Source organism: Uliginosibacterium aquaticum (genome assembly GCF_012972705.2).
Lineage (GTDB): Bacteria > Pseudomonadota > Gammaproteobacteria > Burkholderiales > Rhodocyclaceae > Uliginosibacterium > Uliginosibacterium aquaticum.
This window is the reverse complement of record NZ_JABCSC020000003.1, coordinates 640,212-654,861: the sequence shown is the minus strand read 5'-3', so window position 1 is coordinate 654,861 and position 14,650 is coordinate 640,212. Positions and strand designations below refer to the sequence as shown.

Sequence of the window (14,650 nt, the reverse complement as noted above, 5' to 3'; positions counted from 1 at the left end):
TCACTCCTCGTCCTGCCCACGTACAAAAAGCACTTCGACCACATTACCCTTGCCCGTATAGCGCAGCTCGGTAAAGGCCACCTGGCGCGAAACGGCAATCCCGCGCCCGTTCGGTGCGAAGGCGCGATCCGGTGCGATATGCAGGAAGGGCTCCCAGTCGAAGCCCTCGCCCTCATCCTCGATCACTACCCGGGTGTGTTCGGCCTCCTGACGCAACTGCACGCTTACGCGCTTGCCCTGGTTCTCAGGCAGCGCCTGGCGGCGCAACACTTCCTCCAACCAGCGATCCTCGCTCTTCAAACGGGCCTTGGTATTGAAATCGATCCCCAGATTGCCGTGCTCGATGCCATTGACCAGGAGTTCAGCCAGCCCCATGGCCACCGCATCGGCCTCCTTGGCCGACAGTGACAGCAAACCGGCGACCGACTCCGCTTCTTCCAGCGTGTGCAGCACGAACTGCGCCTCGTTGAGCAACAGCACCGCGCGCGAATGGTTGGCCATGCGCTGCGAAACGTCGGCCCAGCGTGCGCGATCGTGCAGGGCAGCGCGCACGATGGCGAGCAGGGCTTCGGAGCGGAAGGGCTTGGTCAGATAGTAATGGGCGCCGGCGGCGAGGCCTTCGCTGACCTGCTCGGGTCCGGCAGCCGCGGTCTGCATGATCACCGGCAGATGCTTCATGCGCGAATCAGCCTTGATCCGCTTGAGCATCGACAGCCCGTCCAGCCTGGGCATCATGCGATCCATCAGAACCAGATCGAAATCGTAGGGGCGTGCGTCAAGCGTGGCCCAGGCCAACTCGGGGTCTTCATAGAAACTCAGCTGATAGCCCGTATCGGCGAGGTACTCACCGATGATTTCCAGATTCAGGGGCTCGTCATCGAGCACCATGATCGATGCACTCATGCATCCTCCTCATTGGCTGCCGCAGGCGGCAGCGCTTGACTCTCCAGCGGCAGGCAGACAATGAATTCGCTGCCTCCCCCCACCCGATTGCAGGCCCGGATCTGCCCGCCATGCGCCTGCACGATCTCGCGGCAGATGGCCAGCCCCAGTCCAGTACCTCCGGCAGCCGCGCGATTACGGCTGCTCTGCACGAATTTGTCGAACACCTGCTCCAGCTCGCCGGCCGGGATGCCCGGCCCTTCATCGGCGATCACGAATTCCAGCCCAGCCACTCCGGGCGCCCCTCCCAGCCGGGCGGAGCGGATGCTCATGGTAATGCAGCTGCCTTCAGGCGCGAACTTGGAGGCATTCGAAAGCAGATTGCGCAGCACCTGACCCATGCGCACCGCATCTACCGCCAGCGGAGGCAGCCCACTGGCGTAATCGCGTACAAGACTCATGCGCCGGGCCGCCAGCAAGGCTTCAAACTCCCGCGCGGCGTCATCCAGCAGGCGCGCCAGCGACTGTACCCGTAGCTCCAGATGCATGCGCCCGGCTTCGAGCTTGGCCAGATCGAGCAATTCATCGAGCAGGCACAGCAAGCGCTCGCCGCCGTCTGCGACCCGACTGAAGTACTCCTGCAGACGCTCGGGCGGCACTTCCCCGCAGCGCGCGTTGCCAAGCCGCGCGAAGCTCAGAATGGCGTGCAGTGGCGTACGCAGCTCGTGCGACATGTGCGCGAGAAAGTCCGACTTCGCCGCACTGGCGCGCTCGGCCAGCTCCTTGGCGCGCAGCAGGTCTGCCGTCTGCTCCAGCACCAGCTCGCGCAACTGATCACGATGGCGCAGAAGCTCGGCCTCGGCCTGCTTGCGTGCGCTCTGATCCGAAATCAGTACCCAATAGTTTTCCTCTTCTGCACCGGCCCCCACCATTACGCCGGAAAGACTCACCGGCAGACTGTGTCCATCACTGTGCTGGAGCACCAGCTCCAGTGGCTGAAGCACGCCCTTGCGGCGAAACTCCTGCAGGTGGGCTTCGATCCGCTCGCGCTCGGCAGCGGGCAACAAACTGCGATAGTCCCGCCCGAGCAGCCCCGCCTCGGGCAGGCCAATGAACTGCTGCAGGAAGGGATTGACCTGCAGGAAGCGACCTTTACTGTCACAGCGCGCAATCCCTAGCGGGGCATTGCGCACCAGGGTGTCGAGCCGCGCCAGAGTCTTGCGCGACTGCAACTCGGCCGCACGTAAAGCGGTGAGATCCTGGTTGATGCCGATGATCACGCGGCGTCCATCCACATCCCGCGCCAGCTTCTTGTGCAACATGACCTGGCGGCTGTGTCCCTCGGCATAGCTGAGTTCCACCTCGACACTGAACACCTCGCCGCCATCGCGGGCCAGCAACTCTGCATCGAAGGCCTCCACCGCCTGCGCCTGCGCTGCCGGCACAAAAGCGCCCAGGCGCTGACCGGCAATCGCACTGCGCGCCTGGCCGAGCTGCTCGGCGTAGGCCTGATTCACCATCACGTAGGTGAGCGCCTCATCCTTCACATAGGTGGCAAACGGCAGCATATCGAAGACCGTTTGCAGGAACTCACGCATACGTGTCTGGCGGGCCAGGCTGGCGGTGAGCTCGGCCTCCTTCTCGGCCAGCTCGGTCACATCGCTGTTGGAAGCAATGATCAGCGAGCCGCCATCCGGATCGAGGCACACGACCTTGCGCAGCAATACCCGGTGCAGCTTGCCATCCGCATAGCGCAGCGGCACTTCGCGCTCGGTGGTGATGCCCGGCCCCAAGGCGAACAGCTCATCGTCCGCCTGCACGGTTTGTTCAGCCACTTCAGGCAGGTTGAAGTCCCAGGTCGTGCGCCCGACCATTTCCTCCGGCCGCAGGCCGTTGGCCAACCCGAGCGCCCGATTGGCCATGACGTAGACATGCTGACGATTCTTCACCGCGATCGGGTTGGGAATGGCGTCGAACACATCCTGCATGAAGCGGTTGATGCGCTGCAGACGCTCCTCGTGGCGATGCTGGGCCGACACATCGAGAAAGGCGCTGACCACCAGTGGCTGCCCTTCCGGATCGCGGCACACCCGCACGAAGAGCCGCATGCGCCGTGCGTGACCATCGGGCCAGCGCATGTTCTGCTCCACCTCGCCGATCTGCCCGGCGGGCCGGCCCAGCTGTTCAGCCTCCAGTTGCTCGATGGCCGCCCCCAGGGTGGCATCGAAGAGTTCGCTGGTCTGGGTGCCGAGAATCTCACCGGCCGACAGATCGAGCATGCGGGCATAGGCACGGTTGCACATCACATGGCGATGGGCGTGATCCTTCACCGCCACCGGATGCGGCAGGGCATCGAAGACTTCCTGCAGATAGCCCCGGGTGCGCGACTGGCGGGCCAGCGCCTCGCGTAACTCGCTCTCCAGCGCCCGCATTTCGCTGACATCGAAGGTCACCCCGATCACCACCGGTTCGCCCTCGGCCCCTACACCCGCGACCTTGCGGATCAGGGTCTGGTGCGGATGACCCGAGGCATCGTAGAGCACGTGTTCGCTCTCGATCACGGCGCCTTCGGCCAGGCCGCTGAAGATGGACGCCTCCTCACGCTCAACGGCTTCGGCCACGCCGGGCATGGCGTAATCGGCTGAGCGGCTGCCAATGATCTGCTGCACACTGCAGCCATGAAACTGGGCATGAGCGCGGTTGGTCATCAGGTAGCGATGCTGCGCATCCTTGACAAAGAGCGGGTGCGGCAGCGCGTCAAAGACCTGCTGCAGGAACTCGCGCAAGCGCGTCTGCTGCGCCAGTGCCTCGCGCAGTTCGACCTCAGCACGGCGCACACCGGTGATCTCGAAGTTGGATCCAACGATGATGCGGCTGCCATCCACATTGGTACAGGCCGCCTTGGTCACCGTCCAGTAACGCTTCATGCCGGTGCGCTTGTCCGGGATGCAGTCTTCCTTGTAGATCACTTCGCCTGCCAGCACACGCTGATCCTCGGCTTCGATCTCGCTGCCGATTTCAGCGCCGAACAGCTCGCTGGAGGATAGCCCGATCATGTCTTCGGCATGCAGGCCCCACTGCTCGGCGATCGCATCATTGACCATCAGGTAACGGCTCTCGGCATCCTTCACATACACCGGATGAGGCATGGTGCGAATCAGCCGCTGCACAAAGGCTTCCACGTTCATCGAGAGCTCGCCCATGCGGCGGGCGTAGTCCCGCACGGCGGTCTGGTCCTCATAGGCGGTTACCACCACACGGCGACCATTGCGGTCTACGCAGCGACTCTTGGTGATACGCAGGAATTCACGACGGTGCACACGGCTGAGTTCGACCCAGTCCTCCAGCGCATGCGAGCGGCCGGTTTCCAGGGTGAGGCGATCCAGCGCTTCGAGGCGCTCGGCCAGATGCCCGCCCACCAGTTGCGCGGCGCGCTTGCCATTGGCCTCGCCCGGACGCAAATCCAAAGCCTGGCAGAATGCCCCGTTGGCCAGCATGATCAGGCCGTTCTCGTCCTTCACCGATACCGGCAAGGGCAAGGCGTCGATCACACCCTCCATGAAGGTCTGATAAAGGGCGCGTTCGCGCGACAGCTCGACCTCTTCGGTTACATCAGACAAGGCACCGGTAAAGAAGCGGCGATCCGGCGCCACGCTGGCCTGCACCCGCAACCAGCGCTTGCGCGCGCCCTTGGGGGTGATCGGGAACAGCTCGTCGAAGCGCCCGCCTTCCTGCCAGGCATCCCGCACCGCCCAGATCAGGCGGCGGCGCTGCTCGCGGTTAAGCTGGCGCAGCAGCACACGGATCGGCGAGCCTTCGCCGCTCACGCGCCGCCCGAGCAACTCCAGCGCGCGCTCGGAACAGAACAGCGCGCGATCCTGGGCATCGTATTCCCACACGCCATCCTGAGTCGCCTCGATCACCCGCCCCAACCGCGGCTGGGCCAGGGAAAGATCAGCCTCGAGACGCACCACGCGAGCCTCTGTCGCACGCAACTGCAGGCGCTGGCAGTACAGCAGTGCGGCACCTCCAGCGCCCAGCGCAAACAGCAAACCCCAGGCCGGACCTGTCAGCCAACCCAGCACGCCCCCGCCGAAAACCGCTCCCGCATAAGCCGCACGCACCCAGCCGCGCGCACGGCAAGAGGCAGATGCGCTGACGGGGCAAGAGGCGGATCGGGAGCAGAAGTTCTGCATGGGCTGAGTACGGTAATACGGCCGGGAGCGGGTCGCCTGAACCTGCCCCCAAGGGACGCCGACTAGCCGGCGAGCACGACCTCGGCCATCGCATCAAGCACGGACTGCGCCTCGCCGAGCACCGGTTGCAGGCGGATCTCCAGCGCAGGATGGCGAGCACAGGCCGTTTCCAGCATGGCCGGCACATCCCGCCGCACATGGCCGCCCTGGGCCAGGAATACCGGCACCACCGCAACATCGGTGGCCCCCACTGCCGCCGCGGCATCGATCGCCTCGGGCAGGCTGGGCGTCATGAACTCAAGGAAGGCCAGACGCACGTCCGCCTCCGGGCGGCGCGCCAGCACCGCTTCACGCAGGCGCTGGAGCGGACGCGCCCATTCCGGATCACGGGCGCCATGAGCAAACAGGATGATGCTGTGCATGGTTCAAACCTGAGTAAGAAGACGCAAAGCCGCTGCTGCGGCAAAAAAACCGAACGGCGCCGTGACGCACACCGCGGAGCCGTAACCCGCGCAGGACAGGCCTTGTGGCGCGTCGGCCGGATCACCGCTCTCGCAGACTACCGGACGCTGCAGCGGCTCTCTGGAATAGATCGCGGTGATACCGAACTTGCGCTTGGGATCCTTTGGAAAACCATGCTCCTTGCGCAACTGGGCGCGCACCCGGGCCAGCAGCGGATCCTGCTCAGTACGAGATAGATCCGCACTGCAGATCAGCGCGGGATCCTGCTTGCCGCCGGCACCACCGGCCATCACCAGCGGCACGCCCTGCGCCACGCACCAGGCGGCCATCGCCACCTTGACGCGGGTCTGGTCGATCGCATCGACGATCAGATCATGCCCGCCAAGCAACTCCGCGAGATTTTCCGGTGTGACGAAATCCTCCACGCAGCGCACTTCGCAGGCCGGATTGATGGCAAGGATGCGCGCGCGCATCGCCTCCACCTTGGCCATCCCCCATACCGGGTCCAGAGCATGGATCTGCCGATTGGCATTCGATTCGGCCACCATGTCCAGGTCGATCAGAGTCAGCTGGCCCACGGCGCTACGCGCCAGGGCTTCGGCGACCCATGAGCCGACTCCGCCAATGCCCACCACACACACTTTCGCCGCCGCAAAACGCTGCGCCGCGGCCTCGCCATAAAGGCGCCCCACACCGCCGAAACGGCGTGCCTGATCGGCCCCGTTCAGGCCCTGTTCTTCAGCCATACCTGCAAACCCTGTGCGTTCAATTCCAGATCGGTGGCATACAGTGCCACCGCCTCATTGCCTTGCTGCGCCCAGCCCTGCTCCGCAGCCTCACGCCGCAGCAGGGCTTCCAGCGCGGCGCGGATCAGCGCCCGCTGCATGTCTTCCGCCACATTGGCAGCGGCTTCGGCGATCTCCACAAAGGCGTCGATCAGACGCTGCAGATCGGCCGCCAACCGGCTCAGATCCGTCACCCGGCTGTAATGCGTGAGATACATGCAGGCCGGCTGCCGTGCCAGCATGCGCGCAATCGTGGCATGCATCGCGGCCGGCTCGAACTGCACCGGCGTGGTCGCCGGGAAAATGAAGGCCCGACCTGCGCGATCCGTCTCGCGATAGGAGAGGCCAAAGGCGTCACCGGAAAACCAGCCTTGCGTGCGCGTATCGAAATAACACACATGGTGGCGCGCGTGCCCCGGCGCGTCGATCACCTCGATGTGCCGGCCGGCCAGCTTGATGAGTAACCCATCCGTGGCATCCACGATGCGCTCGGCCGGCACCGGAACCAGTTCGCCATAGGCCTCACGCGCAAAGGCTTCGCCATACACGGCGACCGTACCTGCCCACAGCTTCGAAGGCTCGATCATGTGCCGCGCCCCGCGCGGATGCACCACCAGACGGGCGTTCGGCAAGACCTGCATCAGCGCCCCGGCACCACCAGCGTGATCCAGATGGACATGCGTCAACAGCAGCCAGTCCACCGCCTCTGGCGCCAAACCAAGCGCCTCCAGCGCTGCCAGCACATGCGGCACCGAGTGCGCGGTGCCGCTCTCGATCAGCGCGGCGCGGCCGCCCTCGACGATCAGGTGCAACGCGTCCATGCGCGGGCGCTGATAGCCGCTATCGATGGCGTAAATGCCCATCCCGAGCGCTTCGAGATCCTTCATGCGTCGTTTTTCAGGAGATTCGCGAATTTCGCGCGGAGTTTGCCAAGCTTGGGCGCAATCACGAAGGCGCAGTAGCCCTGCTGCGGATTGCGGCGATAGTAGTCGTGATGATAAGCCTCGGCCGGGAAGAATTCGCCGGCCGCCACGACTTCCGTCACGATCGGCGCGCCATAGGCATCCGACTGCTGCAGCCCGTCCAGCAAGGCTTGCGCCGTGGTCCGCTGCGCCTCGTCCAGCCAGAAGATCGCCGAGCGGTACTGGCTACCCACGTCATTGCCTTGGCGATTGAGCTGGGTCGGGTCATGCGTGGCAAAAAAAACTTCGAGCAAGTCGCGATAAGTGAGCAAAACGGGATCAAAACGCACCCGCACCGCCTCCGCATGGCCAGTTTGGCCACTGCAGACGGCTTCGTAGTTGGCGGTGTCTGACAACTCACCACCGATATAGCCCGGCTCCACCGCCAGCACCCCACGCAAGGGCGCAAATACCGCCTCAGTACACCAAAAACAGCCTCCCGCCAGGATCGCGAATTCGCCTGGAAGGCTAGCGCTGGTCCCGGAAAACGCTCCACTCGTCATATCTCACCCCTGCTGGCACGTAATTGGAATTTGTTGTCTGACAAGAAAGCCATAGAATTCACCAAAATCACCCCACTTAGTTTACGGGCGAAACGAATTCAAGGCAGAATGCTCCTGAATCCGAAGTAAAGCACGTGGCCGGGGCGCCCGGCGTGCCGACCACGTGTAGTGCTGCCGTTCCGGTTTTCACAGAGGCCGCTACGGGTCTGTCTCCAATCTGTCCTATTTGGCCGTTACCGCCCGGTAACGGCCACTTTTTTGCCCGCACGCCGGGCAGGGTCTGTTGACACTCGCCAGCCCCGCGCGCGACCCTGCCGCATGCTCTGGCCCGATTTCCTCCGCCTGGCCATCCGCGCCATCACCGCTCACCGCCTGCGCAGCGCACTGACCCTGCTGGGGATCGCCGTCGGGATCGCTGCCGTGATCCTGCTGACTTCGATCGGTGAAGGCGTGCATCAGTTCGTGCTGGCGCAATTCACCCAGTTCGGCACCAACGTAATCGAGCTCACGCCCGGCAAGGTCTCCACCGGTGGCGCGCCACAAGGCCTGCCCAGTTCGGCGCGGCCGATCACCCAGGAAGATGTGGCGGCGCTGGCACGCCTGCCCGGCGTCAGCGGCGTCACACCCATCGTGTGGGGCAATTCCGAAGTCGAAGCCGAAGGCCGGCTGCGCCGCAGCATGGTGTATGGCGTCGGCGCCAACATGGCCGAGGTGTTCCGCATGGCCGTGCGCAGCGGCCGCTTCCTGCCGCAGGACGATGCCGCTGCGGCGCGCGCCTTCGTGGTACTCGGCTCGAAACTCAAGCAGGAACTCTTCGGCAGCCGCAACCCGCTCGGCGCGCGGGTGCGCATTGCCGGCCAGCATTTTCGCGTAATCGGCGTGATGGAGAGCAAGGGCCAGTTCGTCGGCATGGATCTGGACGACACCGCCTACATCCCGGCCAGCCAGGCCCTGGCGCTCTACAACCGCGACGGCATGATGAAGGTGGACCTCACCTATCGCGAAGGCACGCCCTCAGCCCTGATCGCTGGCCGCGTCAGCGAACTGCTCAAGGCCCGCCACGGCCGCGAGGACTTCACGCTCACTACCCAGGAAGACATGCTGCGCACGCTCGGCAAGATCCTCGATGTACTGACCGCCGCCGTCGCGGCCATCGGCAGCATCTCACTGCTGGTGGGCGGCGTCGGCATCGTCACCATCATGAGCATCGCGGTGGCCGAGCGCACCCAGGAAATCGGCCTGCTGGTGGCCCTCGGCGCTACCCGGCGCAGCATCCTGGCGCTGTTTCTCGGCGAGGCCGTGATGCTCTCGGCCGCAGGCGGTGTGATCGGACTGGCGGCCGGCATCGGCGTCGCCCGGCTGCTGCAGCTGGCGGCCCCGGCCATGCCGGTGCACACCCCATTGCTGTATGTGCTGCTGGCCGAGGGCATCGCAATCGGCATCGGCCTGATCGCCGGCGTATGGCCGGCGCGACGCGCAGCAAGACTGGATCCGGTGGAAGCGCTGCGCGCCGAGTAAAATCCTCTCCGCCCGCCACCTTCACCGCTGCATCCTGGCAACCTGCTTGCCATGAACCAGAACCCGATGACCACCCTCCCCTTCCAGGCGCTCGCCTGTCCCCTCGACGGCAATCCCCTTCAGCGCCAGGGCGCCGCCCTGTGCTGCGCCGCTGGCCACAGCTTCGATATCGCCAGCCAGGGCTATACCAATCTGCTGCCGGTGCAGAACAAACGCTCGCTGGATCCGGGCGACAGCAAGGAAATGGTCGCCGCACGCCGGCGCTTCCTGGAGTCCAGCCATTACGCCCCGATTGCCGCAGCGGTCAGCCAGGCTACGCTGGCCGGGGTTCAGGCGGGTGTACTGAGCTGTCTGGATGCAGGCTGCGGTGAGGGCTATTACCTGCGCCAACTAGCAGCAGCAGCGGAGCGCGAAGGGCAGACGCTGGCCCTGCTGGGCCTCGACATCTCGAAGTGGGCCGTGCTGGCGGCAGCCAAGCGGGACAAGCAATCGACCTGGGTGGTCGGCAGCAATGCCGCCCTGCCTGTGCTACCCGCCACGCTGGATCGGGTGCTGTGCATGTTCGGCTTCCCGGTCTACGCCGAGTTCGCACGCGTCCTCCAACCCGGCGGCTTCCTGTTGCAGGTGGATGCTGGGCCGGATCATCTGCGCGAGCTGCGTGAAGTCATCTACCCCAGCCTCAAACCGCCCCGCAACGGCGAAACCCTCACCCCGGCAGGTTTCGCTGCGCCCACCAGCGAAGCCCTCAGCTACCGCGTGGAGGTTTGTGGCGCCGAGCAGATCGCCGACCTGCTGGCCATGACGCCACACCTCTACCGCGCCACGGCGGAAGGCCGTGCCCGCGCCGCGGCGCTGACCGAAATCTCGCTGACGGTGGATGTACGGCTGACCCGCTTCGGACGGGAAGCTTAAAGGCTGTTCAACACCATGCTTGCCCTGCTCCTCAAAAGCCTTCTCGGTGCCGCCGCAGTCCTGCTGATCGCTCTGCTGTCGCGCTCGCAGCATTTTTTTGTGGCCGGGCTGGTGCCGCTATTCCCGACCTTCGCCCTGATCGCCCACTACATCGTCGGCTCCGAGCGCTCGGCAGCCGACCTGCAGACCACCGCCCTGTTCGGGCTGTGCTCGCTGCTGCCCTATGCGGGCTATCTGCTAGTGGTGTACTGGCTGAGCCCGCGCCTGGCGCTTGCGCCCACCCTGATCAGCGCCACCCTCGCCTGGTTCGTGCTGGCTGGCGCCCTACTGGCGATCTGGCAGGCGCGCTGAGCGGCATATTGACCACGCAGGGCGCGAGAGGCGCTCCATAAACAAAAGGGGCTCCTGCAACAGGAGCCCCTTTTCCCTGCCAGCGCTCAGCGAGGCCTTACTTCGCGCCTTCGATCAGCTTGCACTCGGCAACACCTTCTTTGCCTTGGGCTTCATCCACCAGGGTCAGTGCCGAGCGAGCCATCCAGATGCCCATCTTCACTTCCTGCCACACGAAGTAGTTCTTCCCGGCGGCTACATCAAACTTCAGTTCGGCATCGTTCTCAGCCTTGGAGATGATGGTATGCGAGCCCGGAGCAACTTCCTGCTTGATGTAGGTCTTTGCAAGCGTGTCGCCCACGATCTTGCCATCAACAACCACCGGCATCTTGACTGCGCCGCCAAAGCTCTCATTGCGGTAGATATAGACGTTTGCCTTGTCTGCGGTCACAGCAAAACTCTTGGCAGCGGCATCCTGCTCGGGCGTAGCCATCGGCACGGAAGCACAGCCAGTCAGGAGAGCGGCGGCAGCGAGGAAGGAACAGGTAAGAATGCGGCGAATCATGGTTTCTCCAATTTATTGATAGTTTTACTCAGGCGCAGTCACGCACTTGCGCGGCCGCACAGTAGCAAGTCACCCGCGGGCTCCTGCCCACAAAAATCAACAAAAAAGCACAAAACCATTAAAAACGTTGTAAAAAACAAACGCCGACAAAAGCCGGCGTTTGTTTTTTACCCCGCATTTGGGGGCATCCTGACGCTCAGTGCCCCTTGAGCGCGTAGATCCCCGGCGCATTGCGCCAGTAGCCCTTGTAGTCCATGCCGCAACCGAAGAGGAAGCGGTCAGCCACGTCCAGCCCGGTAAAGTCGGCGCGCATGCCGGGGTAGGCCTTGCGCTCGTGGAGCTTATGGACGAGCACCGCGGAATACACCTCAGCGGCGCCTTCGGCCTTGAGGTGCTCGAGAATGGCCTTCAGGGTGAAGCCTTCGTCGAGGATGTCATCGAGGATCAGCACGGTGCGACCACGCAGATCCTGGGTGGGGCGCACACGCCAGTCGAGCAGGGTGCCGTTGAGAGCATGGCCGTAGCGCGAGGCATGCAGGTAGGCCACTTCGAGCGGGAAGTGGAGCTTGGGCAGCAGGCGCCCGGCGAGCACCAGGCCGCCATTCATCACGGTGAAGACCAGCGGATCGCTCTCGCCCAGCTTCTCGGTAATGCGCCCGGCCAGGGCGTCCAGCGCGGCTTCAACTTGCGCGTTATCGACCAGGCAATCCGCCTCGGCCATCGCCAGCTTTGCATCGCGCAGGTTTTCGTTGTGCTTGTCCATGGGGTCTGCCCTCAAATCCGGAAAGCAGCCGATTCTACCCTGCGCCTGCCGGCGCTGGCTGCGCCTGACCACGCTTGGCTGATCTGGCTCAGCCCGCCGCCTGTATAATTGCTGATTGACCTTTTACTTCCTTTTGCACCATGAGCCAGCAAGAACCCGCAGCCAGCGATGCCGCCCTCGAACGCGAGGTGGCCGGCATGATCGTCGAAGCCCTGAATCTTGAGATCAGCGCAGACGAGATCAAGGCCGAAGAGGCACTCTATGGCGATGACGGCCTCGGCCTGGATTCGATCGACATCCTCGAAGTGGCGCTGGTCGTGTCCAAACGCTACGGTTTCCAACTCAAGGCGGACAGTGAAGACAACTTCCGCATCTTCTCCTCCTTGCGCAGCCTCGCGGGCCATATTGCCGCCAAGCGTACGAAGTAAGTCGTGATGAGCGGCATGCAGTGGCTGCGCACCGGGCTGATCGTCGTGGTGGGCGCTGCTTACCTGTGGCTGGGGCACCAGGCTTCGATTTCCAGCGACCCGCCGCTGCTGAGTCTGCTGATCGGGCTGGCGCCGCTGTCGGTCAGCGCCCTGCTGCTGGCTTGGGCCAGCCGCTCGCCGTGGCTGCTCGGGCTGTGTGTGGCAGCGCTGCTCGCCATGCTGCTGAAGCTGGATGTCCTGCGCGCCAATACGGCCTGGGTCTACTTCATCCAGCATGCGGGCATGCACGCCATGCTCGGGGTGATGTTCGGCCGCACGCTCGGGCACGATCACTCGGCTGCACTGTGCTCGCAGGTTTCGCGCGTGGTGTATGGCAACGATCTGGATGCCGCTTTCTACCTCTACACCTGGCGCGTCACCGTGGTGTGGACCGCCTATTTCGCACTCACCACCCTGCTCTCGGTGCTGCTGTTCTGGCTAGGGCCGCTGGCGTGGTGGTCGGTATTTGCCAACCTGCTGACCCCGGTGATCATCGGGGCGATCTTCGTGATCGAGTTCGCGATCCGCCAGCGCGCCTTGCCGCGCGATCGCCACGCCAGCATCGCGCAGACCATCAAGGCCTACCGCGAATACTCTCAGCGCAAGCAGTGAGGAGCTGCATGTCATCCCTGCCCCTGCTCCCGCCCGCCCCTGCCGGACATGTTCTCGCCCTGCACGCGGGGCGCGCCATCAGCCAGGACGAGTTCCTTGCCCAGGTGCTGGCACTGGCCGCAGCGCTGCCTGCAGGCCGGCCCCTGCTGAATCTCTGCAATGATCGCTACCACTTCGCGCTCGGACTCTTCGCTGCCATCGCGCACGGCAACCTGAGCCTACTGCCGAACAGCACCGCACCAGAAAACATCGCCGCGCTGCACGCCGCGCACCCGGATCTGCTCTGCCTCAGCGACCAGCAGGAACCGCCCTTTGGCCTGCCCACCCTGCGCATCACCGCCCCGGAGATCGCAACGGCCACGCCAGCCATGCCGCAGATCCCTCCAGAACAGGTGGTGGCCTGCGTATTCACCTCCGGCTCGACTGGCCAGCCCCAGCCCCATATCAAGACCTTTGGCCGCCTCTTTGCCTGTGCCCAAGCCGAGGCCCGGCGCATCTGGGCCACCACGGGCGGGCCCTGTGCGGTGCTCGGCACAGTGCCTTTCCAGCATATGTACGGACTGGAGTCGACCGTGCTGCTACCGATTTTCGGCGGCGGCATCCTGTGCGGCGAGCGCCCCTTCTTCCCGGCCGACGTGGCCTCGGCATTGGCGGACTTGCCAGCGCCGCGCTTCCTCGTCACCACGCCCTTCCATCTGCGCAATCTGCTCGACGCCGAAATTGCCCTGCCACCGCTGGCGGCCCTGCTGTCCGCCACCGCGCCGCTTGCCACCGAGCTGGCCACGCGTGCGGAAGCCCAGCTCGGCGCGCCGCTGCTGGAGATCTACGGCTCCACCGAAACCGGCCAGATCGCCACCCGCCGCACCACCGCCGGCCCTGACTGGGCCTTGTTCGAAGGCCTCAGCCTGGAGCAGGAAGGCGACTACACCTGGGCCGACGGCGCCTTTCTGGAGCAGCGCCAGCAGCTTGGCGATGTGCTGGAATTGCTCGATGAAAGCCGCTTCCGCCTGATCGGCCGCCATGCCGACATGATCAATATTGCCGGCAAGCGCTCCTCTCTGGCCTACCTCAATCACATCCTGTGCAAGCTGCCGGGAGTGCGCGACGCGGCCTTCTGCCTGCCGGACGAAAGCGAAGCCGGGCGTCTCGCCGCCTTCGTAGTGGCCCCCGGGCTCAGCGCGGCCGCGATCAACAGCGCCCTGCGCCCCTATCTCGACCCCTTGTTCCTGCCACGCCCGCTGGTCTTCCTCGACAGCCTGCCACGCAATGCCACCGGCAAGATCCCGGCCGCCGAACTGCAAGCCTTGATCGAGCAACACCTCAAGCCCCAGGAAAGTCGCCGGTCCGCACCAGGACTTTCCTCGCCACCGCGCGGGGCCCAACACGATCGCTGACATGCCCGCCCTGCCACTCACGATTCCTGCCGACCACCCCGCCTTTGCCGGCCACTTCCCCGGCCGCCCCATCGTGCCGGGCGTGGTCCTGCTCGATCAGGCCCAGCTCGCCATCGAAGCCGCCTGCGGGCAGCGCGTGAGCGGCCTGGCCATGGCCAAGTTCCTCAGCCCGGCCGTGCCTGGCGAGGCGCTGGAGCTCGATTTCAGCGCCAGCGAAGGCGGCGCCCGCTTCGAAATCCGCTGCGCCGAGCGCAAGGTGGCGAGCGGCCGCTTCACGCTGGAGCCCAGGGCGTGAGTGC

Annotated in this window: 15 protein-coding genes; 7 read left to right on the top strand and 8 right to left on the bottom strand. The window is 64.8% G+C overall.

Features of this window, described 5'->3' with window-relative positions; translation table 11 throughout:
- The 6 genes from HJ583_RS14420 to msrA form a co-directional block, all read right to left on the bottom strand.
- The gene (locus HJ583_RS14420) at positions 1-903 is read right to left on the bottom strand and encodes a response regulator (RefSeq protein WP_170022546.1); all 903 of its coding nucleotides are present in this window, start codon (positions 901-903) and stop codon (positions 1-3) included.
- A complete protein-coding gene (locus tag HJ583_RS14415; protein WP_170022545.1) occupies positions 900-4,967 on the bottom strand; it encodes a PAS domain-containing sensor histidine kinase in 4,068 nt (1,355 codons plus the stop codon). The genes HJ583_RS14420 and HJ583_RS14415 overlap by 4 nt, the downstream gene beginning before the upstream one ends.
- 173 nt (positions 4,968-5,140) lie before the next feature.
- Entirely contained in the window at positions 5,141-5,500 is a 360-nt protein-coding gene (locus HJ583_RS14410; RefSeq protein ID WP_170022544.1) for a sirohydrochlorin chelatase, read from the bottom strand.
- Between the two features lie 3 nt (positions 5,501-5,503).
- Positions 5,504-6,286 carry a tRNA threonylcarbamoyladenosine dehydratase gene (locus tag HJ583_RS14405; RefSeq protein WP_170022543.1) on the bottom strand — a complete coding sequence of 261 codons (783 nt, stop codon included), beginning with the start codon at positions 6,284-6,286 and terminating at the stop codon, positions 5,504-5,506.
- Positions 6,265-7,212 (bottom strand): MBL fold metallo-hydrolase, encoded by a 948-nt coding sequence (locus HJ583_RS14400; RefSeq protein WP_170022542.1) that lies wholly within the window; start codon positions 7,210-7,212, stop codon positions 6,265-6,267. The genes HJ583_RS14405 and HJ583_RS14400 overlap by 22 nt, the downstream gene beginning before the upstream one ends.
- Entirely contained in the window at positions 7,209-7,790 is a 582-nt protein-coding gene (gene msrA / locus HJ583_RS14395; RefSeq protein WP_170022541.1) for a peptide-methionine (S)-S-oxide reductase MsrA, read from the bottom strand. Before msrA ends, HJ583_RS14400 begins: the two co-directional genes overlap by 4 nt.
- A 318-nt stretch (positions 7,791-8,108) precedes the next feature.
- On the opposite strand from msrA, the gene HJ583_RS14390 reads away from it, so the two are divergent.
- From HJ583_RS14390 to HJ583_RS14380, 3 genes are all read left to right on the top strand, one after another.
- Positions 8,109-9,308, top strand: a complete 1,200-nt coding sequence (locus tag HJ583_RS14390; protein ID WP_170022540.1) for an ABC transporter permease — start codon at positions 8,109-8,111, stop codon at positions 9,306-9,308.
- 66 nt (positions 9,309-9,374) lie between these two features.
- A complete protein-coding gene (locus tag HJ583_RS14385; protein WP_170022539.1) occupies positions 9,375-10,220 on the top strand; it encodes a putative RNA methyltransferase in 846 nt (281 codons plus the stop codon).
- 15 nt (positions 10,221-10,235) lie between these two features.
- Complete coding sequence (locus HJ583_RS14380; RefSeq protein WP_101943263.1) at positions 10,236-10,571, top strand: GlpM family protein; 336 nt, start codon at positions 10,236-10,238, stop codon at positions 10,569-10,571.
- A 97-nt stretch (positions 10,572-10,668) separates the two neighbouring features.
- Here HJ583_RS14380 and HJ583_RS14375 read toward each other — a convergent pair whose 3' ends face one another.
- Positions 10,669-11,115 carry a DUF2846 domain-containing protein gene (locus HJ583_RS14375; RefSeq protein ID WP_170022538.1) on the bottom strand — a complete coding sequence of 149 codons (447 nt, stop codon included), beginning with the start codon at positions 11,113-11,115 and terminating at the stop codon, positions 10,669-10,671.
- 196 nt (positions 11,116-11,311) lie between these two features.
- A complete protein-coding gene (locus HJ583_RS14370; RefSeq protein WP_101943261.1) occupies positions 11,312-11,878 on the bottom strand; it encodes a hypoxanthine-guanine phosphoribosyltransferase in 567 nt (188 codons plus the stop codon).
- Between the two features lie 140 nt (positions 11,879-12,018).
- Here HJ583_RS14370 and HJ583_RS14365 point away from each other — a divergent pair, with 140 nt between their 5' ends.
- From HJ583_RS14365 to HJ583_RS14350, 4 genes are read left to right on the top strand one after another with little or no spacing between them, the layout of a single operon-like run.
- On the top strand, positions 12,019-12,306 hold the full coding sequence (locus tag HJ583_RS14365; RefSeq protein ID WP_101943260.1) for a phosphopantetheine-binding protein: 288 nt from the start codon (positions 12,019-12,021) through the stop codon (positions 12,304-12,306).
- 6 nt (positions 12,307-12,312) lie between these two features.
- Complete coding sequence (locus tag HJ583_RS14360; protein ID WP_170022537.1) at positions 12,313-12,957, top strand: COG4648 family protein; 645 nt, start codon at positions 12,313-12,315, stop codon at positions 12,955-12,957.
- Positions 12,958-12,965: 8 nt separating this feature from the next.
- The gene (locus HJ583_RS14355) at positions 12,966-14,351 is read left to right on the top strand and encodes an AMP-binding protein (protein ID WP_170022536.1); all 1,386 of its coding nucleotides are present in this window, start codon (positions 12,966-12,968) and stop codon (positions 14,349-14,351) included.
- A gap of 1 nt (position 14,352) precedes the next feature.
- The gene (locus HJ583_RS14350; RefSeq protein WP_170022535.1) at positions 14,353-14,646 is read left to right on the top strand and encodes a beta-hydroxyacyl-ACP dehydratase; all 294 of its coding nucleotides are present in this window, start codon (positions 14,353-14,355) and stop codon (positions 14,644-14,646) included.
- Positions 14,647-14,650 lie beyond the last annotated feature (4 nt).